The following is a 22,949-nucleotide window of genomic DNA, read 5'->3' on the forward strand; positions in this document are numbered from 1 at the left end:
CGAGCGTTCCCCCGATGCACGGTCGTGCGGCCGGGCCGGTCGAGTGGGTCGAGCCGGTCGAGGCAAATGAGTGGATTCAGTCGATCCGGTCAGGGCGTCGGCCGGTGTTTCCGCTCCCGGAGGGGTGGCCTGTGGTGAGTGTGGGTGACGCGTCGTCGGAGCTCGAAGGGCCCGGTGCGGGGGCTTGGGAAGCGGTTCTCCTGGACCCTGAACTGCGCGTGGTTCTGGCGGGGTTGGGGGAGGAGGCGAGGAAGCCGTTCACCCCGGAGAACCTGGCGGGCCGGCAGGCGCGGGACGCCGCGGCCCGGCCCAGGCCGACGGTCCGGGACCTCCGGGCCGACGGCCGCTTCGAGGTGGCCGAGCTGAGCGTCCCCGGCGCGTCGGACGGCCGGGACCTCACGCTCATCAGCGCCCGACCCGCCGGGATCGCCAGGCAGTTGCCGCTGCTGTACTACCTGCACGGTGGCGGGATGATCACGGGCAACGCGTGGTCCGTGCTCCCGCGGCTGCTTCGCGACTGGGCTCTCACACTGGAGTTGGCGGTCGTCTCCGTCGAGTACCCGCTGGCACCGCAGGCGCGGTATCCCGAACCGGTGGAGGACTGTTACGCCGGGCTGGTCTGGGTGGCCGCGCACGCGGCCGAACTGGGCATCGACGCGGACCGCGTCGTCATCGGAGGGAAGAGCGCCGGCGGCGGACTCGCCGCGGCACTCGCCCTGTTGACCCGTGACCGCGGCGGGCCCGCGCCGATCGGGCAACTGCTCCTGTGCCCGATGCTCGACGACCGCAACAACACCTTCTCCAGCCACCAGATGGCCGGCATCGACACCTGGGACCGCACCTCCAACGCAACTGCCTGGCAGGCATTGCTCGGCGACCGGTACGGCGCCGAGGACCTCCCCGCCTACGCGGCTCCCGCCCGCGCCACCGATCTGTCCCGGCTGCCCCCGGCCTATATCGAGGTCGGGTCGGCCGAGACGTTCAGGGACGAGGACGTGGCCTACGCCAACGCGATCTGGCAGGCCGGCGGCCAAGCCGAACTGCACGTATGGCCCGGAGCCTGCCACGGCTTCGACACCCTCGCACCGCAGGCGGCCCTCAGCCAGGACGCTCACACCGCCCGCACCCGCTGGCTTCGGCGCCTCCTCACACAGTCCGGTACGAGCAACGGATCAGCCTGCTGAGCGCCACCGTCGCCATGTGCCGCCGAGCGCCACGGCCGCCATGTGATGCTGACGAAACGGCCGCCATGTGGTGCTGACGAAACGGCCGGGCGCTGCTGACGACACGGCCGTCATGTCGCGCCGGGGGGCACGGCCGTTATGCGTTGCCGACGACCGGCTCCAGCGGCTTCCGCCCCCAAGCGGAGATCAACGGCGCCGTCGCCGTGTCGAGGCGCCCGGAGGCGATGTTGGTCAGATGCTCCTCGATCTCCTCGGCCGTCGCCAGCCCGCCCTCGATCAACCGCTCGCGGATCTGCCGCACGGTCGCGGCCTCCAGCGCACTCCCGATCGGAGAGGTGATGGGGAAGTAGGCATCGGCCTCGACGTCGACCAGCCCGGCCGTACGCAGCAGCCGGGGGAGCGTCCGCCCGAAGGCGAGCTGCGCGCCCCGCTCCGCGAGCAGTGAGCGAAAGCCGCGCCGGATACGGTTCGCGAGCTCCTGCTCAGGGCCGTACTCATCGGGGCAGGCCAGCGGTTGCAGCGCCGGATCGGCATCCTCCAGCAGCAGCCACCCGCCGGGACGCAGGGCCCGCACCATCGCCCGCAACGCGGCCTCGCGCTGCGGCACATGCACCAGGACGAGCCGCGCGTGCACCAGGTCGAACTGCCCCTCCGGCGCCTCGCCGGTACCCACGTCGTGTCGGACCACCTCGTACGGCGCCCCGGCCTGCGGCATCCACGACGTGTCGAGATCGGTGGCCAGCACCCGGCCCTGCTCCCCGACCCGCTCGGCCAGCCACCCGGGCACGCTCGGGCCGCCCGCCCCGACCTCCCAGCAATGCCACCCGCCCGCGATCCCCAGGGCCCGCAGCCGCCGGAACGTCACCGGATCGAACAACTCCGCCAACGCCGTGAAGCGTTCCCCGGCCTCGGCCTGCCGATTGTCCAGCAGATACCCCTTGCGGCGCTCGTCGGCCGCTTCGTAGTCCGTCACCGCCCGAACATAACAGGGGGCTCCACCAGCCGCGGGAGCCTGTGCGGGGGGGGGAGGGGAGACGCAAGGAAGGCAGAGGGGCGGAGCGGGGCCGGTGGTCTCAGTCGGCGTGCCTGGCGCCGACGTGGGCCAGCACGGCGGCCGCGCCGTCCTCCGCGGCGATCTGGCGGGCGAGTTCGGCCGCGCGGTGGCGGTGGGACTCCTCGGTCACACAGGCCGTGATCGCGGCGGCGAGGGCTTCGGCGGTGAGGTCCTGGAACGGCAGCGGTCGGGGAGCGACCCCCCAAGCGGTGCAGCCGAGCCGCCCAGAACGGCTGGTCGGCCATGACGGGCACCGGGACGGCCGGCACCCCCGCCCGCAGTCCGGCTCCGGTGGTCCCCGCCCCGGCATGGTGGACGACGGCAGCGGTGCGGGGGAACAGTCAGTCGTGCGGCACCTCCCCCACGGCCAGGATGTCCTCGTCACCGCCGCCCAGTTCGGCCCACCCCGCCTGCACCACCGCGCGCACCCCCGCCCGCCGCACCGCCGCGCCCACCAGCTCACTCAGCCGTTCCCCCTGGCCCGGTGCCATGCTGCCGAACCCGATGAACACCGGGGGCGGGCCGGCCTGGAGGAAATCGACCAGCCGGGCCGGGGGCCGCCAGTCGCGCGGCCGGGCCGGTCACCAGTAGCCCGTCACATCGACCCGGGAGGGCCAGTCCGCAGGGCGCGGCACCACCAGCGGACTGAAACCGTGGAAGACCGGCCGGACGTCCCCGAGCGACGCCGAGGGCGCGTCGGCGGGCAGTCCGAGGCGGGCGCGCAGCCGGGCCACGGTGCCCGCGGAGAGCTCTTCCGCGCCCTTCCCGCCCCCCTTCCCGCCCCTCCCTGCGCCGAAATCGGAGGCACAGCGGCGAGCCCCGACAGACCGAACGGACGCTCAACTCCCGGACGGGGCAAGGGCCAACGGCCGAACGCGGCACCACGCCCCAGACAGCCAACGGCGCTGTGATCTACCCCTCACAACCGGCCGTGCGCCGCAACCATTTTCCCCTTCAACGGTCATGTAGAGGCAGTCGTCCAACAGATGGGGCGACGTCCCAGGAAGGTCTTCATCATGAAGTTCCGCCAAGTCCTGACGGCCGCCGCGGCGGCGACGGTGATCGCACCCGCGGCCGTACTGGCCACGCCTGCCGCCGCGCTCGCCACGGAAACGCCGGGCCCGTCGGCGCACGCCAACGAGCCACAGAGAACAAGAAGTTCAGACAAGGGTGGCGAGTCACCCGGGGCGCAGCGCCCGACCACCGCGGCCGACGGTGCCGCGGAACCCGGCACGGGAAGCGGCGACAAGCCGGCGCCCGAAGCCACGCCGGACAAGGAGTCCGCACCCGAGGCCAAGCCGGACAAGGGCCCCGCGCCTGAAGCCAAGCCCGACCAGGCATCCGGCAGCAACTCCGTTGAGAGCTCCGGCGGTTCCTCCGACGACTCGCCTCCGGGCCCGCACTGCGAGAGCGCGCCGACGTACCTGCAGATGGCGATCAAGGGACTGCCGTCCGGGTTCGTCGTCGGCGCCGACTGGAGCCAGGCATCCATCACCGTCACCAACACCTCCGACAAGGCGATGGAGAGGGTCCGGCCGCAGCCGTACATCGCCTCCTCCGAGATCGTCGACCGGCAGTACGACGAGCTGGAGGCGGAGTTCCGCAATCCCGTGACGGGCAAGTGGCTGACCTTCGAAGACGCCACGATCGACAGCGAGTTCACCGGTTTCCCGGTCGCCGCGCACAGCACCGTCACGCTGCCGCTGCGTGTCCGTGCGATCGTTTCGGCCAAGCCCGGAGCCGGTTACGCGATCATCGAGGGGACGTTCTACAACAAGGACGGCTCCTGCGGCGACTCCAACCACGAGCAGTACGACTTCAAGATCCTCCCCGCGGGCGGCAAGCCAGGCAAGCCCGGTAGGCCGGGTAAGCCGAGTGAGAGCGCCAACCCCGGTGGTGGCGCCACGGGCGGGTCCACGGGCGGGTCCACTCCGCAGGGCGGCGCCGAGGAGACCGCCGCCAACGGGCAACTGGCCGCGACCGGTTCGTCCTCCGCACTGCCGACGATCGCCCTGGTGGGCGGCGTGGCGATGGCCGTGGGAGCGGGCGCGGTCATCACCGTACGCCGCCGCAAGGCCACTGCCGGCGGTGGCAGCGGAGCCGCAGCGTAGGGGCCGACGGGTCGGGCCCCGGCACGCATCCGGGGCCCGGCCTCACCCACCAGGTCTGGACGGCGCTCGCCCGAGCCACGTTCTGCTACCCGGACAGCTCAACGTCCCCCACCGCCTTCGGTGTTGCGGCTTCCTGCTCGCTCGTCGAGTTGGCGGCGGCCGACGGCCTCGATGCCGTGGACGGCCACATCGAGGCGCAGGTCCACGGGTCGGTCAGGTTCGACCGTGACGTCGAGGCGCTGGTTCTCGATCCCAGCTATCGCGGCACGGTCGTGGAAGAGGCGGCCCGCGCACTGCCCTGTCCGATCGAGTGGCATCCGGGCTTCCGGCTCACCGTCGATCACTTGCGGCGCCACTCGGAGTACCGGGGCCAGCGGTACGTCGACCTGGGAGCCGAGATCGCGGTCGACGGCCGGCTCGACCCCAGGGCCATCGGCGCAGCCGCCCAGGCAGGTTGCTACGACCCGCAGGATCTCAAGAAGGTCTGGCACTGCCTGGCGCGGTTCGGCCCTCCGCTCCGCGCCGGCAACGGCGACGTGCCCGGAGAGGGGATGCCTGGCCCAGTTTGCGCCTGTCGAGGTGAATCCAGGCAATAAGAAAGGCAAGGAGAGCGACCGCTCCTTGCCACTCTCAACCTATAGCGCACCGGGGGGCTTGCCGCAAGGCCCCGGTCATGCCGCAAAATCGCTGACCGAAGCCAGAACCTGCGGGAACGGGGGATTTGCGAAGTGCATGTGGTGTTGTCGGTCTTCGGGGTGTGTGCGGGCGCCGGGCCCGGGGGTGGGATGCGCGCTGCCGGTGCGGGCGTCCGGTGCAGGGGTGCAGGGGTGCATGCCGCGGGAATTCGCGGATGCGGATGCGGATGTGTACGCGGACACGGCATCGGAGCGGAGTGGATGGCATGAGTCACCTGACCGCCAGTGCATTCCGCCTTTCCGGCCGCCTCGCCGCCAAGGCCGATCCGAGGCTGATCGCCGACGACGAGAAGCACTTCGGGGACATCGCGGAGAGCCTGGAGCAGACGATCGGCGAACTGTCCGAGCGCCTCGATGCCGAGCTCAAGGCGCCCGGTGGTGTCGGCCGGGACGCGATGGACCGGGACGCGGAGGTCCACCGGCTGACCGGTCGGCTGCGTGCCCTGCGCCGCTTCGGACTGGACCTGTGCCTGGGGCGCATCGTCGGCGCTGACGATCCCGAGCCGGTGTACGTCGGCCGGCTCGGCCTCACCGACAGTTCCGGGCGCCGGCTGCTGATCGACTGGCGTTCGCCCGCGGCCGAGCCGTTCTTCGCCGCGACCCACGCCAACCCGATGGGACTGGCGAGCCGCCGCAGATACCGCTGGACCGGCGGCCGGATCAGCGACTACTGGGACGAGGTGTTCGCCGCCGACGGACTGGACGGGCATGCCGCCCTCGACGACCAGTCCGCCTTCATCGCCAGTCTGGGCAGCACCCGGTCGGCCCGGATGCGCGATGTGCTCGCCACCCTCCAGGCCGACCAGGACGCCATCATCCGGGCCGGTTCCCGCGGCGCGCTCGTCGTCGACGGCGGCCCGGGCACGGGGAAGACGGTCGTCGCGCTGCACCGCACCGCCCATCTGCTCTACTCCGAGCCGCGCCTTGGCCACCGTCGGGGCGGCGTGCTGTTCGTCGGACCGCACCAGCCCTATCTGGCCTATGTCGAGGACGTCCTGCCCAGTCTCGGGGAGGAGGGCGTGCAGACCTGCACCGTGCGGGACCTCGTCGCCGAGGGGGCCGCAGCGGCCGAGGAGTGTGATCCGGAGGTGGCCCTGCTGAAGTCGTCCGCGCCGATGGTGATGGCGATCGAGGCGGCGGTGCGGCTCTACGAGGAGCCGCCCGCCGAGGGGATGGCGGTCACCAAGGACTGGGCCGACCTCTGGCTGAGCGCCGATGACTGGGCCGAGGCGTTCGACGCGGCGGGACCGGGCACGCCGCACAACGAGGCGCGCGAGCAGATCTGGGACGAACTGGTCGCGATCCTGCTGGACAAGTGCGGCGACGACATCCCGGCCGAACTGTTCGGGAGGTCGCTGCGGCACGACGAGGAGTTGGTCACCGCCCTCCACCGCGCATGGCCGCTGCTGGAGGCGGCCGACCTCGTCGGAGACCTGTGGTCGGTCCCCGCCTATCTGCGGAGGTGCGCTCCCTGGCTCAGCCGCGACGAGGTGCGCAGGCTGCAGCGCGCGGACGCCCAGGCATGGACGGTGTCCGACCTGCCGCTGCTGGACGCGGCGCGGCAGCGGCTCGGCGACCCGGAGGCGGCCCGTCGCAAGCGCCGGCACGAGGCCGTCCTCGCTGCCCAGCGCGCGCAGATGGACCAGGTCGTCGACAATCTGATCCAGGCCGCGGCCGACTCCGGCGCCGACGGTGACGACGGCGAGGGCCTGGTGAGGATGCTGCGTGGCGAGGACGCCAAGGTGAGTCTGGTCAACGAGGCCGAACTGCCCACCGTCGCCCCGGACGTGCTCGCCGGGCCGTTCGCGCACATCGTCGTGGACGAGGCGCAGGAACTGACCGACGCGGAATGGCAGATGCTGCTGCTCCGCTGCCCGTCCCGGAGCTTCACCATCGTCGGGGACCGCGCCCAGGCCAGGCACGGGTTCGCGGAGTCGTGGCGGGAGCGGCTCGAACGGATCGGGCTCGACCGGGTCGAGGTGGCGTCCCTGAGCGTCAACTACCGCACACCGGAAGAGGTGATGGCGGAGGCCGAGCCGGTCATCCGCGCCGTGCTCCCGGATGCCAGTGTGCCGACGTCCATCCGCCGCGGCGGCGCCCCCGTCGTGCAGGGGTCCGTCGCGCAGCGGGACGCGATCCTCGATGCCTGGCTCGATGCGCACGCCGAGGGGATCGCCTGTGTGATCGGCGATCCCACGTTCCGGGCGACCTCCCGGGTCCGGTCGCTGACTCCCGGGCTGTCGAAGGGGCTTGAGTTCGACCTGGTCGTCCTCGTCGACCCGGAGGCGTTCGGCGAGGGCGTCGAGGGAGCGGTGGACCGCTATGTCGCGATGACCCGGGCGACTCGGCAACTCGTCATCCTCACCAGCCCTTGACGCCGCTCCGGGCGACGTGATCGGCCTCCTGGGGCGTGCGGTCTCAGGAGGCCGGGGCGCCAGGGTGTGAACGCACCGCGGGCCGAACTCCTGTTGGGCGGACGTGTGGAGCGGCCGCGAAGGCTCTGGGCGGCGCTGCCTCCTGGTCCATGGGTGCGCCCATCTCGCGTTCGGCATACAGGTGTTGAGGGAAGCCGTGCTCGACGGAGGTGAGGGCGGCGCCGCGGCGGGGAGTCGAACTGGTGGGTGTGATGGGCGTGTTGATGCGGTGGAGGGGGGCGTGGCGCCGCATCGACCGCTGATCTTCGAACTTCGGCTGTTCCGGGGGCCTTTACCTCTCCATGCTGCGATGCCCCGGCGCTGCGCCGGGGCACTCACACAGCGCAATCGTGTCGCCCGGGAGTGCGGTGTTGTCGGCGCGCCGGGTTTCACCACCGTGGCGCGGGCAATGCCATTCGACGCCGTGCGGACCGGTCCGCAGCCACCGCCGGTTGCGAATCCCCCTGGAGTGCCATGAGCACGGTTGTTGCCCGCAGGGTATCCGTGTCTGTTCCCTCAGCTCTTATCGTCCCTCTCCTCACCTTCGTCCTGCTCGACGGGTTCATCCAGGGCAGCGTCGTCTCCCTGCTGCCCGTCATCCGCGACGCGCTGCACACCAGCACCGGACAGGCCATGTGGATCACGGCCGCGCAGTTCCTGTCCGCCGCCGTGTGCGTGCCGGCCTTCGGGCGCCTGGGGGACCTGCACGGCCATCGCCTCATGCTGCGCGTCGCGCTCGTGACGATCACCGTCGGCTCCGTGCTGTGCGCCGTGGCGCCGACGCTGGAGGTCTTCCTCGCCGGCCGCGTCCTGCTCGGTCCGCTCGACTCGCTGCTCCCGCTGTCCGTCGGACTGGTGCGCGACCGGCTGGACACCGCGGGCAGCCGCCGCGCGGTCAGCCTCCTGGCCGCGGCGCTCATCCTCGGCGCGACGACCGGCACCGCCTCGGCCGGACCGCTGGCCTCCGTCACCGGCGGAGGACGCACGGTGCTGTGGAACCTGGCGGCGCTGGCCGTCCTGTGCCTGGCCCTCGCCCTCACCCCCCGCATCGCCGCGACCGGACAGCGGGCGAACGGACGGATGGACTGGAGGGGCGCCATACTGCTCGGCCTCGGCCTCACCCTGCTGCTCGGCGCCGTCTCCCAGGGCACCACGCGGGGCTGGCTCTCCCCACTGGTCCTGGGCGGTCTGCTCCTCGCACCGATGGTCCTGGCCCTGTGGGTGGCCGTCTCGCTGCGCAGCAGCGAACCCCTGATCGACGTGCGTGCGATGGCGAGCCGCAGCATCGCACCGGCCTTCGGCTGCGGATTCGCCGTGGGCGTCGTGGTCCTCGGCAGCCAGAGCGTCACCGTCGCCTTCCTCGACGCCGTTCCCGAAGAGACCGGATACGGCTTCGGGCTGCCGCACTGGCAGATCGGCCTGTGGATCGCCGTCCCGGCCCTCGTCAGCTTCGCGACCGCCGGCGTCTCGGCCGCCGTCGGCCGACGGCTGGGCTACCGCACCATGCTCGCCCTCGCCTTCCTCCTCCTGGCCGCCGGATTCCTGCTGAAGATCGTGGGATACGCCGTCCTGCCGCTGTGGTACGCCGGCCACATGGTCTCGGACGCGGGCGTCGGCCTGGCGATCAGCGGGCTGCCCACCATCATCAGCGAGGGGAGCCCGCGCGACCGGGGGGCGGCGTCCACCGCGGTCTACTACAACCTCAAGACGGCCGGCGGCAGCATCACCGGTGCCGCGGCGGCCGCGGTCTTCAACGGCCTGCTGCAGGAGTCCACGCACCAGCCGTCGCTGACCGCCTACCTGCTGCTGTGGGGAGCGTGCGGCGTCGTCGCACTGGCGTCGGCGGCCCTGATCCACCTCGCACCACCGAAGCAGGGCGTCGCCGAGCAGCCGCTGCGCGAGCCGATGCGGAGCCCGGGAGTGGGATGAGCGGCGGGCGCCGGGAAGAGGGGCCCCTGACGCCACCACCGGCCCGCGGCTCCCGACGGACCAGCGCGAGGGGCGCCCGCCCGCCGGCTGTGCTCATGATCGGTATGTGATCATTCCGAGCCTGGTATCCCTGCGTCGTTCCCTCGCCGCGACGTCGATCGCGGCCCTGATCGTTGCCGTCCCCGGCTGCGCGGGCGGTCCCGCCCCCGCTCCCGAGACGCCCAGGACGTCATCGGCGGCAGCCCCCGCCGCCTCCCCGCCGTCGGCCACGTTCCGCCCCTTCAGGCACCTCCCGTCCCAGGCCACCTGCCTGCGGACGCTCGGCTCCGCCTGCTACACCGCCGACTTGGTGCGCGGGGCGTACGGCGTCGACAAGCTCAACTCCGCCGGCATCACCGGCAAAGGACGGACCGTCGTGGTCTACGAGGAGGTCGTGCCCGACACGCTGAAGAAGGACCTCGAAACCTTCAGCGCGACCATGAAGCTGCCCGCCCCGGACCTGACCGTCGACCGGTACGCCCCGATCGGACGCATCGCACCGTTCGACGCGACGAACAAGAAGATGGCGGACATCGCCCTGGAGGCCACCCTCGACACGCAGATGGTGCACATGCTGGCGCCCGACGCGAAGATCGTCGTCACCCAGATCGGCCTGCCGCAGCGCGCCTTCACCTCTCCCTCCCCGGTGCCCGGCACCCCCCGGGCCGTGCCCGAGGCGGCGAGCGCCGAGGATGCCAGGCGGTCGGCGGCGGCCGGCGCGGCCCTGATCCTCGACGGCATCGCGCAGAGCGCCCGCAGGCACCACCCCGACGCGATCTCGATCAGCTTCGGCATCGAGGAGTACACCGCCGCCGGCAACAACCACGCACCCGCCCGCGACCTGGCCGCGTTCCGCCCCGCACTGGCCGAGGTCGTGGCCGAGGGCACCACCCTCACCGCCAGTACGGGCGACACCGGCGCCGCGCCGCCCATCGGACCGGGCGGCGCACGCGTCAGGTCCGTCTCCTGGCCCGCCTCCGACCCCAGCGTGCTGGCCCTGGGCGGCTCCCGCCTGCACCTCGACGGCCAGGGCCGGCGCACCCGGCCGGACTCGGTCTGGCGCGACCGGGGCGGCGCCTCCGGCGGCGGCCCCTCCCAGACCTTCGCCCGCCCCGGCTACCAGGACCGGGTGGCGCACGTCGTGGGCGGGCGCCGCGGTACCCCCGACATCGTCATGGACGGCTCCGCCGCCGGCGGCACCCTCGTCTACCAGGGATTCCTCCCCGCGGGCCGGGGCTGGCTGACGGTGGGCGGCACCAGCGAGGCCGCCCCCATGTTCGCTGCGCTGGTCGCCCTCGCCAACCAGAAGGCCGGCCACCGGCTCGGCGACATCCACCAGCGGCTCTACGGCCTGGCCACCGATCCCCGGGGCGGGGTCATCGACATCACCGAGGGGAACAACGGCCCCAACGGCTTCCAGGCGAAGCCGGGTTACGACCTGGCCTCCGGGCTCGGCACGGTCGACGCGGCCGTCCTCGTCCCGAGGCTGGCCCAGGCACCCCGGGGATGAACGAGGGCGACCACCTCGCGGCTGTCACCGCACGCCCCCGACCGCCGGGCGTCAACTCCGCGGCGGGGCCGGGGGCTCCGGGAGACGGCGGGTGAGGACCCAGCCCACGGCGGGGAGGGCGATGAGGGGGAGGAGGGCGGTGTGCAGGGACGTGGCGTCGGCGAGGGCACCGACCAGAGGGCTGGCGACCCCGCCGACGCTGACCGCGAGGCCGAGGGTGACCCCGCTGGCGGTGCCGACGCGGGACGGCAGATAGTCCTGACCCAACGTCACCTGGAGGGAGAAGGGGATGTACAGACCGGCCGAGGCCAGCGCCACGCACAGATAGAGGGCCGGGCCCGGAACGAGGACCACACCCGCGACGGCGAGCACCGTCGCGGCGTACGACCACCGCACGACCCGCACCCGGTCCCAGCGCGCCGCCAGCCGGCTGCCCAGGACGGTGCCGACCGCGCCGCCCAGGTAGAGGACGAAGAGCGCCGCCGCCCCCGCGCTCGCGCCGCCCCCGGTCCGCTGGCGGGCGTAGAGCGAGACGAAGCTGCCGAGCACCACGAAGACGATCGACCGGCAGACGATCGCCAGTGCCAGCCGGACGAAGGAGCGCCGGTCGTCCCGCCCGGTGGAGCGCGCTCCCGCACGGCTTTCGTCCCCGCCGACCGAGCCCCGCCGCAGGGCGAACACGGTCAGCGCCGCGCCCATCACCGCCGGGACGGCCAGCACGGGGGTGGCACCCAGCCCGCCCGCCGCGACCACCGGGGTGACCAGCAGCGGGGCCAGCGCGAACCCGACGTTGCCACCGAACGAGAACCAGCCCATCGCGGTGTGGCTGCCGCGGCCGGCCAGCCGCGCCACCCGCGCCGACTCCGGGTGGTAGGCGGCGACCCCCACCCCGGCGACGGCGACGCACAGCAGCGTCAGCGGATAGGAACGGCTCACTCCGCTCAGCGCGATCCCCAACCCGGCCGCGAGTGTGCTCAACGGCAGCAGCCAGGGCATCCGACGGCGGTCCGTCAGCGCCCCGAAGACGGGCTGGACCACCGAGGAGAGCAGCGAGGCGGCGAGCACCACCCCCGAGGCCGCCGCGTAGGAGTACTGGCGCTCCGCCACGAAGAACGGCACCAGCGCGGAGACGGCCCCCTGGTACACGTCCACGCAGGCGTGACCGACGGACAGGACGGCGATCGGCCGCCGGGCCCGGGACCCCGGCGTGCGCGGGGAGCCGGACTGCTGCGACGAGCGGTCGGACAGGGAAGAGGGGTGCGTAGGCGACGACATGAGGCGATCCTCGTCGCGGCGGGGCGCAGCGCGCTTCCGATAAAATGCCATCACATGTCGGAAGTCCGCCACCAGCCGAAAGCCGTCACCGTGGTCCGGCCGCTGGCCGCCGGCCAGGGCGTCGACGCCCACCGGCACGACGAGCACCAGATCATCTACGCGGGCCGCGGGGTACTCGCCGTCACCACCGACGCCGGCACCTGGATCGCCCCCGGGAACCGCGCCCTGTGGGTCCCCGCCGGAACCACCCACTCCCACCGCGCACACGGCGACCTCGACCTGCACACCCTCGGCCTGCCGCGGTCCGTCAACCCGCTCGGCCTGCACGCCCCGACGGCCCTGACGGTCGGTCCGCTGCTGCGTGAGCTGATCCTCGCCTACACCCGCGACGTGGCGGCCTCCGCCGGGGCGGGCGCCGGCCCCGAGCGGCTGCGGATGCGCGCCGTACTCCTCGACCAGCTGCGCGCCTCGCCCCAGCAGCCGATGCACCTGCCCACCCCCACCGACCCCCGACTCGCCGCCGTCTGCGCCCTGCTCCACCACGACCCCGCCGACGACCGCACCCTGGCCGCCTTCGGGGCGCGGGTCGGCGCCGGTGAACGCACCCTCAGCCGGCTGTTCCGGTCCGAACTCGGAATGACCTTTCCCCAGTGGCGGACCCAACTGCGGCTCTACCACGCCGTGGTGCTGCTCAGCGAAGGCCACCCGGTCACCACCGTGGCACGCCGCTGCGGCTGGTCCTCGACCAGCGCCTTCATCGACGTCTTCCGACGGGCCTTCGGGCACACACCAGGTGTGCACCTCCGCCACTAGGGCGTGTCGTCCCCCTGCCGGCGGCGCCCAACACGCCCCACCCACCCGAGAGTTGACCCGAACCGCTCGGGAAGCCGAGCCTGAGCCTGGAGAACGCCACGTCGCCCGTGAGGTGTGCGCCGAGGGCCGCAACGTCACTCGCGCCGCAACCAGTCGGTGTACCAGGCGCGAAAACCGGGGCTCACCGGGACGAAGCCGGCCCAGTCCACGTCGATCTGCCAGATCTCACCCGCTCGCGGGCCGTTCAGGACCAGCCGGACGTACATGCCGCAGCCCCCTTCGGCCAACATGAGCGTGCCCCGGGTCAACGCGTCGGCGGGTGCGCCGATGCGGCCGGGCCGGGGCGACGTGAGGGGGAACGGCTCGGCGAGTCGCCCCGGAAGCCGGTCCTCCGTCCACTCGTCGTCCACGGCCCACTCCTCGCCGGCCTCCGCCCGGGGGACGGTCAGCGGCATCAGCCCGTGAGCCGGACCGGCGGGACCGTCGCCGACCTGTGCCACGAAGGACCGGTACTCCGCGGGCAGTTCGACGCCATGGGCGTCCTCGAACGCCCTGATCTCCGCCTCCGGCAGCGCCGGCGCCAGCGCGTACCGGTGCGTGTCCGCCCCGAAACGCTCCCGTCCCGGATCCGCTGCCGCCATCTGCCGCAGCCGACCGCGTACGCCGTCCTCATCCCAGCTCTCCACCCGGCGACCGTAGCAACGACACCGGTGTCCGAACCGCCGTGCCCGCGCACGGCACGTCCGCCGGCGGGAACCGGACGCCCCCGTGCCCGACGTCGTACCGTGCATGGACCACAGCATGCGGGTGCGCGGGGCCTTCGCCGGGGACGCGGGGGCGATGGCGGAGATTCACACCAGGGCTCGCTCTGCCTACTACGCGGCTGCCGGAGCGGCGGGGGAGGCGTCGGCCGACCCGGCCGCCCGGGAGGAACGGCAGGCTGCCTGGGCGAGGGCGATCGCCTCACCCGGCATGACCGCCCTGTGCGCGGTGGCGGGCAACGGCCAAGTGGTGGGCGTCCTTGCGATGGGACCGCCGAAGGACGCGGACCTCGACGCCTCGCGCTACCGGCAGTTGTTCCAGATCCACGTCGATCCGGACGTCTGGGGGCGCGGCGCGGGCGGGGCCCTGCACCAGGCGTTCACCGACCATCTGGTGGCAGGCGGGTACACCGGCGGTGTGCTGGAGGCGTGGGAGGCCAATGTGCGGGCCCGGAGGTTCTACGCCGAGCGCGGCTGGCAGGAGGACGGTGAGCGGCGGCCCGGGCCCCGGGCTGCCGACTACGTGCGGATGCGGCTGCGCCTGGGAGGCTGACTTCGGCCGACTCCGGCCCTGCCGCGTTGCCCGATGGCGGCCGTACCGTGACGGGTCAGCCGGGGCGGACGCCGCCTGGTGCGGCTAGCCGTCTCCTGCGGCGCGCGCTGCCGCCACGATCCGCTCCAGGGCCGAGGCGTGCCGCTGAAACGCCTGCCGTCCGTGCGGGGTGAGCCGGAGGTGGGTGTGGCGTCCCGTGCGGTTCCGGGTTTTGCGCACCTCCACATAGCCGGCGTCCGCCAGCGCGGCGACCTGCTTGGACAGGGCCGAGTCGCTGGTGGCCGCGGCATCCCGCACGAAGCCGAAGTCCACCCAGTCGGCCGGCGCCAGCAGGGCGACGATCGACAACCGGGCTTGTACGTGCAGGAATTCATCGAAGTCCGGGTCCATCGTGCTGGCCGTCCCTCCTGGTGATCCGCTTGATGATCGGGCGGCCAGCGTACGTGGCCACCAGCGTGGCCACGGCGGCGACGGCCGCGGCGGCCATGGAGGGGATCGGCAGATCGAGCAGATGGGCGCAGATCGTCGCCGCGATGAACAGCACGACGATGGCCACCGCCACCCACCCGAGGAACATCGTCTCGGCGAGGGTGGCCTTTCTGCGCACCCGGGTCCGGCGGTACTGCACGATCAGCCCGCCGACGAGCAGGCCGGTCGCCACCAGTCTGGCGACCAGGCTCCAGGGGCTCGGCAGATCGACGGACGATCCCCCGGCGAACACGGCCAGTGCCGCGAAGAACCCGTAGAGGCCGGAGGAGTTGTGGCGCACGTACTCGTCGCGGGTCTGCTCCTGGCGCTGGTGGATGGCGTCGAGCGCTTCCTGGGCATCGAAAGAGGTCATGAGTGTTCCTGATCGTTCGGCAACCACGTACTTTCCTGACAGGAAAATACCACCTTCTTTCCCTCGGGGAAAGAAGGTGGCCGGTGTGCGGGGCCGGCGGCCGCGGTCCGCCGGCCCCTCTTGCCGTCGATCTGTGCCGTCGCGACCCGCCGTCAGAACACGAACGGCCCCGGGGACTGCGGCGAGGTGGCGTTGCAGGTCGCGGTGATGCCCAGCACCACGACCTGAAGCGAGGTGGCCTCCAGCTGGTCGCCCGAGGCGACGGTGCCGGAGAGCGGCCCGGTGGAGACCGCGCCGCCGGCCGGGATCGCCGGATTGGAGCTGCCGCTGAACACTGCCGTGTCCGAGCCGTTCTTGGTCAGCGTGAGCTGCGAGGAGACCGAGTTCGCCCCGATCGGTATGGGGGAGGTGATCGCCGACGTGGACAGGCTGATGGTCGCGTTGGTGCCGTCCTCGGTTGCGGTGAGCGTGGCCGTGCCGGAGCCGTAACTGCCGCAGTCGAACGAGAGGGTTGCGGTGTCTGGTGTCACCGCGGCCGAGGCCGGAGCCATCGCGAGGGTGCCCGCGAGGGCGATGCCGACGCCGAGCAGGGAGCCGATCCCGAGTGTGCTGTGTCTCATGGGACACCGCCTTTGTGAGGGGGTGCCAATTGAGGCACGCACCCCTGAAGAGAACAAGGCAGATGACGCATGATTTTTGGCGTGCCTATGTCAAAGACTGGCAGGTGGGCAGGCGACGGGAACGGTATCCGGGCGGCCTTGGACCGCCTCACGTGCGAGGGGGCCCGCCCGGCACGACGGCCGCCGCGACGTCAACTTCCCCGGCGCTACGAGCACTTCGTGCGGGCCGGCTTCCCCGGCGCTACGAGCGCGTCGGGCGGGCGGCGATGACCTGGCCGCGAACTCCAGGGCGGTGGCGCTCATGAAGTCGTCCAGGTGCCGGCGGTCGATGGCGTAGCGGGTCACCGTATGGGCCAGGGTGCGCAGTTGCGGTGCGGCGCATTCCTCGCCGCGCAGCGCCGGGTCCGTGATGCCGGCTGCGTCCAGTGCTCGGCGGCTCATTCCAAGGCTCCGAGGCGGGGGAGAGGGAGGGATGAATGCCGGACGGCGGGGGTTCGTTGCCGGCAGGGTGCGGCCCTTTCACCCCGTGTGCCGGGCCCGCGCCAACAGCCGCAGACAGGCCACCGGTTCGTCCCGGAACTTCCGGCGCGTCACCGCGGCCCCCGCCGCCGCGATCGTCTGCAGCCGGTGATGACACAGGTCGAGCAGGAAGCGGGTCACCGGCCGGTAGGGCGGCGAGATCTCCTCCATCACGCGCTGAGCGGAGCTCAAAGAGGCGAGCCCGCGCCGCGCGGAAGCGGCGATCAGCGAGCGGACGGCAGGCGTGTCACGCCCGGCCGCCAGGTCGGCGGGCGTCACCTCGAACCGTTCGAGATCGGACAGCGGCAGGTAGAGGCGGCCATCGCGCAGGTCCTGCCGCAGGTCCATGAGGAAGTCGGTGCGTTGGACGGTGTCGGCGACCAGCCGCCAGGAGGAGGCGAAGACGTCTTCCGGAACCAGTCGGGGCGTCAGCCCGGCCGTCAGCATCAGCGCCGGCCAGGTGAGGGTCTCCACATATTGCTGATAGGCCGCCTCGTCGACGAATCCGGCGAAGTCCAGGTCGGCGAGTGCGCCGTCCAGGTAGGAGAGGAGCCACCGGTGGGACACTCCTCGCCTGCCGGACGCATGCAGATAGGCCCGCACCACGGGATGGTGGGAGTCGCCCGTCTCCAACGCGGAACGCACCTCCCGGCGCCAGGCCTCGAAACGCCGACGCCGCACCGCCGCCGGGCCCGTGTCGCAGACGTCGTCGGAGAAGACATGCAGTGCGGCACACGCCAACCCGAAGGGCTGGCACTCCGGCGGCACCAGCAGCCTGGCCGGCCCCCACATCGACATCCTCCTGCGACGCAGACTCCGCGCGGCCCACGTGTAGTCGGCGCGCAACGACCGGTCATGGATGCCTGCGGCATCAAGGCAGCTCTCCCATGAACGCCGCATGACCGGCCTGCCGCGCGTGACGATCCTTCGCATGCCTTCAAGAACGCCGCTCCTCCTGCCCGGTCACGGCCTGGGGCGACCGATCCGATCATCGCCGCCGGCGCCGCGGCGGATGTCCGGCCACTGCGTCGTCACGGCGGGTCGACCCGGGTGGCGGCGCGGGCGGTGCGTCGGCACCGCAGTGGCCCGCTCCCTCCGTGCCGGCAGGGCCAGTTGGGGCTGCGGCGAATCCGCGGACAGCGGGACTCCCGATATTGACCCCGTGGTCAACAGTGGATAGCGTTGACCGCATGGTCAATAACGTAGAGGCAGGCGCATGCGACGCGGCAGCGATCGCGTCTGCCCCGCTGATGCAGATGAAGCGACTGGTGGGCGCCTATGTCACGCTCACCCTCGGCACGTTGGTGGCGCTGGCCGTCATGGCGGAGCTGGCGCCGTCATGGGCGACCTCGGAGGCATGGGGCCACGCCGTGGTCGTCGCGGTGTTCGCGATCGTGCTCCCGCTGCGGACCCGCGCGGCGCTCAAGGGGAGCCGCACGGGTCTCCGCGCGGTCACCATCATCGGGTGCGTCCTGCTGGCGGTGAACCTCGTCGAGGCCGCGCTGCCGGGTGTCTTCCCGCCGTGGATGCGCGTGGAGATGCTGGTCATCGCCGCGATGATGCTGGCCCTTGCGGCCCTGTCGGTCCGGGCCCGCCGCACCCTGCCCGCCGGTCGACGGTGACCGGGCCGCCGACCGGCGGCGACGGCATGACAAGCTTGTCGCCATGACAAGCTTGTCCTCACCGGCCTCGGGACCGGGCGCGCGCCGGCAACGACTCGACGAGGACCAACGTCGGGCGCAGATCATCACCGCGGCCGTGGAGGAGCTCGCCGACCGGGGCTACGACGGCCTCACGCTGACCCGCGTCGCCGAGCGGGCCGGCGTCTCCAAGGGCCTGATCTGGCACTACTTCGCCGGCAAGGACGACCTGATGGAGTCCACCGCCAAGGCGACCATGACCTCCATCAGGCACCGCATCGCGGGCACGCTCGACCTGACCGACCCCGTGCCGGACATCCTGCGGGCAGCGCTGCGCCAGGCCGCGTCCCTGCACCTCACCCACCGGGTGGAACTCGCCGCGCTCGACAGCATCGTGCACAACCTCCGGCACCCCGACGGCAGCCTGCGTCTGACCTTCGACGCCTACGAAGAGACCTACCAGGCACAGGAGTCGCTGTTCCGGCGCGGCCAGGCCGAGGGAACCCTCTGGGACTTCGACACCCGCGTCATGGCCGTCACCTACCAAGGCGCGATCGACGTGATGCTCGGATATCTGAGAAGCAACCCCCATAGGGACCCTGACGACTACGCCGACAAGCTCGCGGACATCCTGCTCGCCGGCGTCCAGCGGGGCTGACGTCCGGCCTCCGGCGCGGCTCAGGCGTCGAGGGCGTGGCCCGTCGTGGCGTCCACATGGTCGGGGATCTCGTCGTGGCGATCGCCCACGGACGGCGTTCCGGTCGGCTCGAACATGAGGATCGCGGCGCCGGACGGGGCGGAGGGCTTGTGCTCCGTGCCGCGCGGGACGGTGAAGACCGATCCCCGGGGGAGCAGGACCGTGCGCTCGCCCTCGGGTTCGCGCAGGGAGATGTGCAGCTCTCCGTCGAGCACCAGGAAGAACTCGTCGGTGTCGTCGTGGGCGTGCCAGAGGTGTTCGCCCTCGACCTTGGCGATACGGACGTCGTAGTCGTTCACGCGCGTGACGACGCGGGGACTCCACAGCGCGTCGAAGGAGGCCAGAGCCTGGTGGAGGGAGAGGGGACGATTGCTCATGGGCTCATCCTGAACCGTTTCGCACGGGCCGGGTGAGTGCTAGGAATTGCACATGGCGAAAGGATCCTCGCACCACGCGCGCGCGGCGGACGTACACCGGGTGGTCGTGATCGTGGACGAGAACTCGAACCCCTTCGAACTCGGCTGCGCGACGGAGGTCTTCGGCCTGCGCAGACCCGAGATCGGCCGCGAGCTCTACGACTTCACGCTCTGCTCGCCCGAGCCCCGCACCCCGATGCGCGACGGATTCTTCACGCTCACCGGAGTCGCCGGCCTGGCGGCGGCCGATACCGCGGACACCTTGATCGTCCCCAACCGCCCCGACGTCGAGGTGCCCCGCCGGCCCGCCGTGCTCGACGCCGTCCGACGGGCGCATGCGCGCGGTGCGCGCCTGATCGGCTTCTGCAGCGGCGCCTTCACCCTGGCCGAGGCCGGAGTCCTCGACGGACGCCGGGCCACCGCGCACTGGCAGTGGGCGGATTCCTTCCGGGCCCGCTTCCCTGCCGTCCACCTCGCATCGGATGTGCTGTTCGTGGACGACGGCGACATCCTCACGGCCGCGGGGAGCGCGGCCGCGCTCGATCTCGGACTGCATGTGGTCCGCCGCGACCACGGCGCGGAGATCGCCAACTCCGTGAGCCGGCGACTGGTCTTCGCCGCGCACCGGGACGGCGGGCAGCGGCAGTTCGTGGAGCGTCCCCTGCCCGACCTGCCGGACGAGTCCCTGGCACCGGTCCTGGCCTGGGCGCAGGAACGACTGGACGTACCCCTCACGGTGGCGGACCTCGCGGCGCGGGCGGCGGTCAGCCCGGCGACGCTGCATCGCCGCTTCCGGGCCCAGCTGGGAACGACCCCGTTGATGTGGCTCACCGGCGAACGGCTGGCCCTGGCCTGCCGGTTGATCGAGCGGGGCGAGTCCCGCTTCGAGCTGGTCGCACGGCGCAGCGGGCTGGGCACCGCCGCCAACCTGCGTGCGCTGATGCGCCGCGAGACGGGCATCACCCCGTCGGCATACCGGCGTCGGTTCGGGCCCGGGTGAAGGGACGGCCGGGGAAGGCGCCGGACGGCGCGGAGGGTGGGCCCGCCTGGCCGCGCCTGAGCGGGCCCACCCCGGGCGTCGCGTTCAGCTGTTGCAGGTGGTGAAGTCCGGGCTTGTCTGGGCCAGGTAGATGCTGGACCGGCCCTGGTCGTCACTCTTGAGCGGAACGGTGACGGTGTCCTTGGCCTGCCACGGGAAGCCGTTCGCGTCGAAGGTCCACTCGCCGGTCACCTTCGTCGCCAGTTCCGACAGTGCCACCCAGCCGTACTGGTGGGTCGGGACCTCGATGGTCAGGCTGTTGCCCAGGTCCTGCCGGAGGTCGTAGGTGACCTGGCCGGAGAGGGTCACGCTGACGGTGGCCTGGACGGGGCTCGTGTTGCCCGCACCGATCCCCGAGGTGAAGCTGACGCCGAGTTGGCTCGACCAGCCGGAGGAGGTGTTGAGCGAGAACGTCCACGGCACCGGCGCCGCGGTGCCGTTGTACCAGACGGGGGAGACGCAGGTCTTGGGCAGCGGCTCGGCCGGGGCCTGGGAGCCCTTCGTCCACGAGCAGGTGGAGCCGTCCTTCTGGCAGCGCTGGGACGCGTGGTCGACGGCGGCCTTGAGCGCCGCCGCGCCGGCGCTGCCGGGGAGCTTCCACTGCTGGGCCTTGGAGCCGTTGCAGCCGTAGGTCTGGGTCCAGGCGTCGTCGTACTGCGCGGCGAGGACCACGTCGATGCACTTGTCGTCCCCGGCGTTACGGATCATGAAGGTGTCCGTGGTGCCGTTGACGGGCTGGAAGTACCAGCGCTGTGCGGAGGAGCCGGAGCAGGACTGCTGCTTGAGCGGGAGTCCGGCCTCGACGCACTTGCCGGTGTCGTCGTTGGCGAGGGTGAAGGAGGAGTCGGATCCCTGGAGGCGGGCCTGCCACTTCTGGTGGTAGCCCGGTGCGGAGTTGGTGACGATGAAGACGCCGTCGCCGCTGTTGCCGTTCTGCACGTCGAGGTTCCGGCCGCTGTTGGCCGAGGTGAACGTCAGGCAGGACAGGTCCGCGCAGTTCTCGGCGGCCTGTGCGCCGCCGGCCTGGGCGGTCAGGCCCAGGGTGAGGCCGAGAGCAGCTATCAGGATGGTCAGCGCTCTGCGGAAGGCCGTGGGTCTGTAGGGTTTCACGCCAGAACAACCCCCTCTTGTCCAGTCGGAGTGGCGGTGGTGCAATCCACCGCGTTCGGCACACTATCGGCTGCAACTGGCGTTGAGGAGAGGTCCGTCCGTCAAGGTCCGAGGGGCGGGAATCGCGCTGCGTCGCCGCCGTTCCGGTCTGCCTGGGGCCGGTTGACGGGCTTCGGCCCTTGAAGAAGCCGAGCGGGCCGCCGGGCGAGGCCGCGGCCCTCACCGGCGGCAAGGTCACCGTCTCCCACTACCGCTTCGAGAAGGACCACCCGGACGACGAGGACTGCGGCCTGGGAACGATGCACTTCGAGTGCAACGGCAAGCCCGTCTCCCTCGCCGTCGAGCAGGAGTCCAACGACTACCTCGACATGGGCGCGGCCCAGATGGCCATCGAGGCGCTCAGCCCCGAAGACGACCCCCGGGACTTCCGCCGCGTCGCGCAGGAGGGCCCGGACCTCGACGACGACCTCATGGTCCTGGCCACGGCGGAGCAGCGCGCCGGGCTCCGCGAGCACCTGGGCATCACGTTCGACCGCCCCTGGAACTGAGGCCGGCGCCGCCGCCGTTCCTCGCGGCGCGCCGGCCTCAGCGGCGGGACATGTAGAGGTCGAACGCCTTGTGCAGCACCTTGCTGAGCGGGAAGTCCCACTCGCCGAGGTACTCGACGGCCTCGCCGCCGCTGCCGACCTTGAACCGGAGGAGGCCCAGCAGGTGGTTGTCCTCCTCCAGGGTGTCGGTGATACCGCGGAAGTCGTAGACGCCGGCTCCCCGTTCGTGGGCGTCGGACATCATGCGCCACTGGATGGCGTTGTTCGGCTGGACCTCGCGCCTGCGTCCGGTGGAGGCGCCGTAGGAGTACCAGACGTGCTCACCGACGGTCAACATCGTTGCGGCGGCGAGCACTTCGCCCTCGTGACGGGCGAGGTAGAGACGCATCCGGTCGGGGTGCTCGGCCCGCAGCGCGGTCCACATGCGCTGGAAGTAGGACAGCGGACGCGGGAGGAACCGGTCCCGCTCGGCGGTCTCGACATAGATCTCGTGGAAGGCGGGCAGGTCCTCGTAGTCACCCTGGACGACCTTGACGCCGGCCTTCTCCGCCTTCTTGATGTTGCGCCGCCACTGCTGGTTGAGGCCCCGGTAGACCTCCTCCAACGACCGCCCGGCCATGGGGACCTGGAACACATAGCGCGGCTGGCCCGCGGCGAAGCCGTCCTCGGCGCCGGGTTCGGTCTGCTGCCAGCCCATCCGGCGCAGCCGGTCGGCGACGTCCGACGCCCCCGGCTCGTGCGCGGTCGCCGCCACCTCCCGCAGCCTGCCGGCCTGCGGAGCGGCGATGGCGGCCTTGACCGCCTCGGCGCTCCAGCGGCGGGTGACGACGGGCGGCCCCATCTTCACCGAGAAGGCCCCCTGCTTCTTCAGATACGCGAGCATCGGCGCAAGCCACTGCTCCAGATCCGGCGCGGTCCAGTCGATGACGGGTCCCTCGGGCAGGTAGGCGAGGTACCGCTTGAGCCTGGGCAACGGCCGCAGCAGTACCAGTCCGGCCCCGACGAGGCGGTCGCCCTCGTCGAACCAGCCCAGACTCTGCGCCCGCCAGTCCGACTTCACGTCCCCCCAGGCGGGAACCTGCATATGACTCACCGAGGGGCGGGCCGCGACGAAGGCCGCGTGCTCCTCGCGGCTGATCGCCTTCAGATGGCAGCTCATGTGTGATGTGCTCCTTTGCTCG

General features: G+C 72.0%; 26 protein-coding genes. 12 read left to right on the forward strand and 14 right to left on the reverse strand.

All coding sequences use genetic code 11. The features are described from left to right. Positions 1-224 precede the first annotated feature (224 nt). Positions 225-1,184, forward strand: coding sequence for an alpha/beta hydrolase (locus tag ACIQE0_RS31180; protein WP_402338677.1), 960 nt, complete (start codon positions 225-227; stop codon positions 1,182-1,184). A 136-nt stretch (positions 1,185-1,320) separates the two neighbouring features. On the opposite strand, the gene ACIQE0_RS31185 is transcribed toward ACIQE0_RS31180, so the two are convergent. The 3 genes from ACIQE0_RS31185 to ACIQE0_RS31195 form a co-directional block, all read right to left on the reverse strand. Further along, positions 1,321-2,157 (reverse strand): methyltransferase domain-containing protein, encoded by an 837-nt coding sequence (locus tag ACIQE0_RS31185; RefSeq protein ID WP_402338604.1) that lies wholly within the window; start codon positions 2,155-2,157, stop codon positions 1,321-1,323. Positions 2,158-2,579: 422 nt separating this feature from the next. Continuing rightward, positions 2,580-2,729, reverse strand: coding sequence for a hypothetical protein (locus tag ACIQE0_RS31190; RefSeq protein ID WP_402338606.1), 150 nt, complete (start codon positions 2,727-2,729; stop codon positions 2,580-2,582). Positions 2,730-2,819: 90 nt separating this feature from the next. Next, the gene (locus ACIQE0_RS31195) at positions 2,820-2,972 is read right to left on the reverse strand and encodes a hypothetical protein (protein WP_402338608.1); all 153 of its coding nucleotides are present in this window, start codon (positions 2,970-2,972) and stop codon (positions 2,820-2,822) included. A 282-nt stretch (positions 2,973-3,254) separates the two neighbouring features. Between ACIQE0_RS31195 and ACIQE0_RS31200 the strand changes: the two genes are divergently transcribed. Continuing rightward, a complete protein-coding gene (locus tag ACIQE0_RS31200) occupies positions 3,255-4,349 on the forward strand; it encodes an LPXTG cell wall anchor domain-containing protein (protein WP_402338610.1) in 1,095 nt (364 codons plus the stop codon). An 85-nt stretch (positions 4,350-4,434) separates the two neighbouring features. Here ACIQE0_RS31200 and ACIQE0_RS31205 read toward each other — a convergent pair whose 3' ends face one another. Then, complete coding sequence (locus ACIQE0_RS31205) at positions 4,435-4,539, reverse strand: tail fiber protein (protein ID WP_366332064.1); 105 nt, start codon at positions 4,537-4,539, stop codon at positions 4,435-4,437. Between ACIQE0_RS31205 and ACIQE0_RS31210 the strand changes: the two genes are divergently transcribed. From ACIQE0_RS31210 to ACIQE0_RS31225, 4 genes are all read left to right on the forward strand, one after another. After that, the gene (locus tag ACIQE0_RS31210; protein WP_402338612.1) at positions 4,499-4,945 is read left to right on the forward strand and encodes a DUF3626 domain-containing protein; all 447 of its coding nucleotides are present in this window, start codon (positions 4,499-4,501) and stop codon (positions 4,943-4,945) included. The genes ACIQE0_RS31205 and ACIQE0_RS31210 overlap by 41 nt on opposite strands. A 305-nt stretch (positions 4,946-5,250) precedes the next feature. Beyond that, positions 5,251-7,419, forward strand: coding sequence for an RNA polymerase recycling motor ATPase HelR (gene helR / locus ACIQE0_RS31215; RefSeq protein ID WP_402338614.1), 2,169 nt, complete (start codon positions 5,251-5,253; stop codon positions 7,417-7,419). 543 nt (positions 7,420-7,962) lie between these two features. Beyond that, positions 7,963-9,387 carry an MFS transporter gene (locus tag ACIQE0_RS31220; RefSeq protein WP_402338616.1) on the forward strand — a complete coding sequence of 475 codons (1,425 nt, stop codon included), beginning with the start codon at positions 7,963-7,965 and terminating at the stop codon, positions 9,385-9,387. Positions 9,388-9,493: 106 nt separating this feature from the next. After that, positions 9,494-10,936, forward strand: a complete 1,443-nt coding sequence (locus ACIQE0_RS31225; protein WP_402338618.1) for a S8 family serine peptidase — start codon at positions 9,494-9,496, stop codon at positions 10,934-10,936. 51 nt (positions 10,937-10,987) lie between these two features. On the opposite strand, the gene ACIQE0_RS31230 is transcribed toward ACIQE0_RS31225, so the two are convergent. Beyond that, the gene (locus ACIQE0_RS31230) at positions 10,988-12,118 is read right to left on the reverse strand and encodes an MFS transporter (RefSeq protein ID WP_402338678.1); all 1,131 of its coding nucleotides are present in this window, start codon (positions 12,116-12,118) and stop codon (positions 10,988-10,990) included. A 147-nt stretch (positions 12,119-12,265) separates the two neighbouring features. Between ACIQE0_RS31230 and ACIQE0_RS31235 the strand changes: the two genes are divergently transcribed. Continuing rightward, a complete protein-coding gene (locus ACIQE0_RS31235; protein WP_366332059.1) occupies positions 12,266-13,024 on the forward strand; it encodes a helix-turn-helix transcriptional regulator in 759 nt (252 codons plus the stop codon). Between the two features lie 134 nt (positions 13,025-13,158). Here the strand turns inward: ACIQE0_RS31235 and ACIQE0_RS31240 are convergent, their stop codons facing one another. Continuing rightward, positions 13,159-13,710, reverse strand: a complete 552-nt coding sequence (locus ACIQE0_RS31240; RefSeq protein ID WP_402338620.1) for an SMI1/KNR4 family protein — start codon at positions 13,708-13,710, stop codon at positions 13,159-13,161. Positions 13,711-13,813: 103 nt separating this feature from the next. Here ACIQE0_RS31240 and ACIQE0_RS31245 point away from each other — a divergent pair, with 103 nt between their 5' ends. Further along, positions 13,814-14,338, forward strand: a complete 525-nt coding sequence (locus ACIQE0_RS31245) for a GNAT family N-acetyltransferase (RefSeq protein WP_402338622.1) — start codon at positions 13,814-13,816, stop codon at positions 14,336-14,338. An 84-nt stretch (positions 14,339-14,422) separates the two neighbouring features. Here ACIQE0_RS31245 and ACIQE0_RS31250 read toward each other — a convergent pair whose 3' ends face one another. The 5 genes from ACIQE0_RS31250 to ACIQE0_RS31270 all read right to left on the reverse strand — a co-directional run bounded on the left by ACIQE0_RS31250 (position 14,423) and on the right by ACIQE0_RS31270 (position 17,110). Next, a complete protein-coding gene (locus ACIQE0_RS31250) occupies positions 14,423-14,728 on the reverse strand; it encodes a transcriptional regulator (protein WP_366332056.1) in 306 nt (101 codons plus the stop codon). After that, positions 14,709-15,179 carry a hypothetical protein gene (locus tag ACIQE0_RS31255; RefSeq protein WP_366332055.1) on the reverse strand — a complete coding sequence of 157 codons (471 nt, stop codon included), beginning with the start codon at positions 15,177-15,179 and terminating at the stop codon, positions 14,709-14,711. Before ACIQE0_RS31255 ends, ACIQE0_RS31250 begins: the two co-directional genes overlap by 20 nt. Before the next feature lie 152 nt (positions 15,180-15,331). Continuing rightward, positions 15,332-15,799, reverse strand: a complete 468-nt coding sequence (locus ACIQE0_RS31260; protein WP_402338624.1) for a hypothetical protein — start codon at positions 15,797-15,799, stop codon at positions 15,332-15,334. A 90-nt stretch (positions 15,800-15,889) separates the two neighbouring features. Further along, positions 15,890-16,240 (reverse strand): hypothetical protein, encoded by a 351-nt coding sequence (locus tag ACIQE0_RS31265; protein ID WP_402338626.1) that lies wholly within the window; start codon positions 16,238-16,240, stop codon positions 15,890-15,892. Positions 16,241-16,318: 78 nt separating this feature from the next. Further along, positions 16,319-17,110 (reverse strand): squalene/phytoene synthase family protein, encoded by a 792-nt coding sequence (locus ACIQE0_RS31270; RefSeq protein WP_402338628.1) that lies wholly within the window; start codon positions 17,108-17,110, stop codon positions 16,319-16,321. Positions 17,111-17,508: 398 nt separating this feature from the next. On the opposite strand from ACIQE0_RS31270, the gene ACIQE0_RS31275 reads away from it, so the two are divergent. Together ACIQE0_RS31275 and ACIQE0_RS31280 are read left to right on the forward strand one after the other, a co-directional pair. After that, positions 17,509-17,940 (forward strand): hypothetical protein, encoded by a 432-nt coding sequence (locus ACIQE0_RS31275; protein ID WP_402338630.1) that lies wholly within the window; start codon positions 17,509-17,511, stop codon positions 17,938-17,940. Between the two features lie 43 nt (positions 17,941-17,983). Further along, complete coding sequence (locus ACIQE0_RS31280; protein WP_402338632.1) at positions 17,984-18,616, forward strand: TetR/AcrR family transcriptional regulator; 633 nt, start codon at positions 17,984-17,986, stop codon at positions 18,614-18,616. A 20-nt stretch (positions 18,617-18,636) separates the two neighbouring features. On the opposite strand, the gene ACIQE0_RS31285 is transcribed toward ACIQE0_RS31280, so the two are convergent. Beyond that, positions 18,637-19,032, reverse strand: coding sequence for a cupin domain-containing protein (locus ACIQE0_RS31285; protein ID WP_366332049.1), 396 nt, complete (start codon positions 19,030-19,032; stop codon positions 18,637-18,639). Positions 19,033-19,084: 52 nt separating this feature from the next. Here ACIQE0_RS31285 and ACIQE0_RS31290 point away from each other — a divergent pair, with 52 nt between their 5' ends. Further along, positions 19,085-20,071, forward strand: a complete 987-nt coding sequence (locus ACIQE0_RS31290) for a GlxA family transcriptional regulator (RefSeq protein WP_402338633.1) — start codon at positions 19,085-19,087, stop codon at positions 20,069-20,071. A gap of 84 nt (positions 20,072-20,155) precedes the next feature. Here ACIQE0_RS31290 and ACIQE0_RS31295 read toward each other — a convergent pair whose 3' ends face one another. Beyond that, positions 20,156-21,220, reverse strand: coding sequence for an RICIN domain-containing protein (locus ACIQE0_RS31295; protein WP_402338634.1), 1,065 nt, complete (start codon positions 21,218-21,220; stop codon positions 20,156-20,158). Positions 21,221-21,399: 179 nt separating this feature from the next. Between ACIQE0_RS31295 and ACIQE0_RS31300 the strand changes: the two genes are divergently transcribed. Continuing rightward, positions 21,400-21,768 (forward strand): hypothetical protein, encoded by a 369-nt coding sequence (locus ACIQE0_RS31300; RefSeq protein WP_402338635.1) that lies wholly within the window; start codon positions 21,400-21,402, stop codon positions 21,766-21,768. 37 nt (positions 21,769-21,805) lie between these two features. Here ACIQE0_RS31300 and ACIQE0_RS31305 read toward each other — a convergent pair whose 3' ends face one another. Next, positions 21,806-22,927, reverse strand: a complete 1,122-nt coding sequence (locus tag ACIQE0_RS31305; RefSeq protein WP_402338636.1) for a lipid II:glycine glycyltransferase FemX — start codon at positions 22,925-22,927, stop codon at positions 21,806-21,808. Positions 22,928-22,949: the final 22 nt, after the last annotated feature.

The organism is Streptomyces sp. NPDC093097 (assembly GCF_044754325.1).
GTDB lineage: Bacteria > Actinomycetota > Actinomycetes > Streptomycetales > Streptomycetaceae > Streptomyces.

Excerpts from the sequence above, each read along its gene's own strand:
- ACIQE0_RS31190 (WP_402338606.1), bottom strand. The coding sequence starts at position 2,729 with ATGGCACCGGGCCAGGGGGAACGGCTGAGTGAGCTGGTGGGCGCGGCG.
- ACIQE0_RS31200 (WP_402338610.1), top strand. The coding sequence starts at position 3,255 with ATGAAGTTCCGCCAAGTCCTGACGGCCGCCGCGGCGGCGACGGTGATC.
- ACIQE0_RS31205 (WP_366332064.1), bottom strand. The coding sequence starts at position 4,539 with ATGTGGCCGTCCACGGCATCGAGGCCGTCGGCCGCCGCCAACTCGACG.
- helR (WP_402338614.1), top strand. The coding sequence starts at position 5,251 with ATGAGTCACCTGACCGCCAGTGCATTCCGCCTTTCCGGCCGCCTCGCC.
- ACIQE0_RS31235 (WP_366332059.1), top strand. The coding sequence starts at position 12,266 with ATGTCGGAAGTCCGCCACCAGCCGAAAGCCGTCACCGTGGTCCGGCCG.
- ACIQE0_RS31245 (WP_402338622.1), top strand. The coding sequence starts at position 13,814 with ATGGACCACAGCATGCGGGTGCGCGGGGCCTTCGCCGGGGACGCGGGG.
- ACIQE0_RS31250 (WP_366332056.1), bottom strand. The coding sequence starts at position 14,728 with ATGGACCCGGACTTCGATGAATTCCTGCACGTACAAGCCCGGTTGTCG.
- ACIQE0_RS31255 (WP_366332055.1), bottom strand. The coding sequence starts at position 15,179 with ATGACCTCTTTCGATGCCCAGGAAGCGCTCGACGCCATCCACCAGCGC.
- ACIQE0_RS31260 (WP_402338624.1), bottom strand. The coding sequence starts at position 15,799 with ATGAGACACAGCACACTCGGGATCGGCTCCCTGCTCGGCGTCGGCATC.
- ACIQE0_RS31265 (WP_402338626.1), bottom strand. The coding sequence starts at position 16,240 with ATGAGCCGCCGAGCACTGGACGCAGCCGGCATCACGGACCCGGCGCTG.
- ACIQE0_RS31270 (WP_402338628.1), bottom strand. The coding sequence starts at position 17,110 with ATGTGGGGGCCGGCCAGGCTGCTGGTGCCGCCGGAGTGCCAGCCCTTC.
- ACIQE0_RS31275 (WP_402338630.1), top strand. The coding sequence starts at position 17,509 with ATGGTCAATAACGTAGAGGCAGGCGCATGCGACGCGGCAGCGATCGCG.
- ACIQE0_RS31280 (WP_402338632.1), top strand. The coding sequence starts at position 17,984 with ATGACAAGCTTGTCCTCACCGGCCTCGGGACCGGGCGCGCGCCGGCAA.
- ACIQE0_RS31285 (WP_366332049.1), bottom strand. The coding sequence starts at position 19,032 with ATGAGCAATCGTCCCCTCTCCCTCCACCAGGCTCTGGCCTCCTTCGAC.
- ACIQE0_RS31290 (WP_402338633.1), top strand. The coding sequence starts at position 19,085 with ATGGCGAAAGGATCCTCGCACCACGCGCGCGCGGCGGACGTACACCGG.
- ACIQE0_RS31305 (WP_402338636.1), bottom strand. The coding sequence starts at position 22,927 with ATGAGCTGCCATCTGAAGGCGATCAGCCGCGAGGAGCACGCGGCCTTC.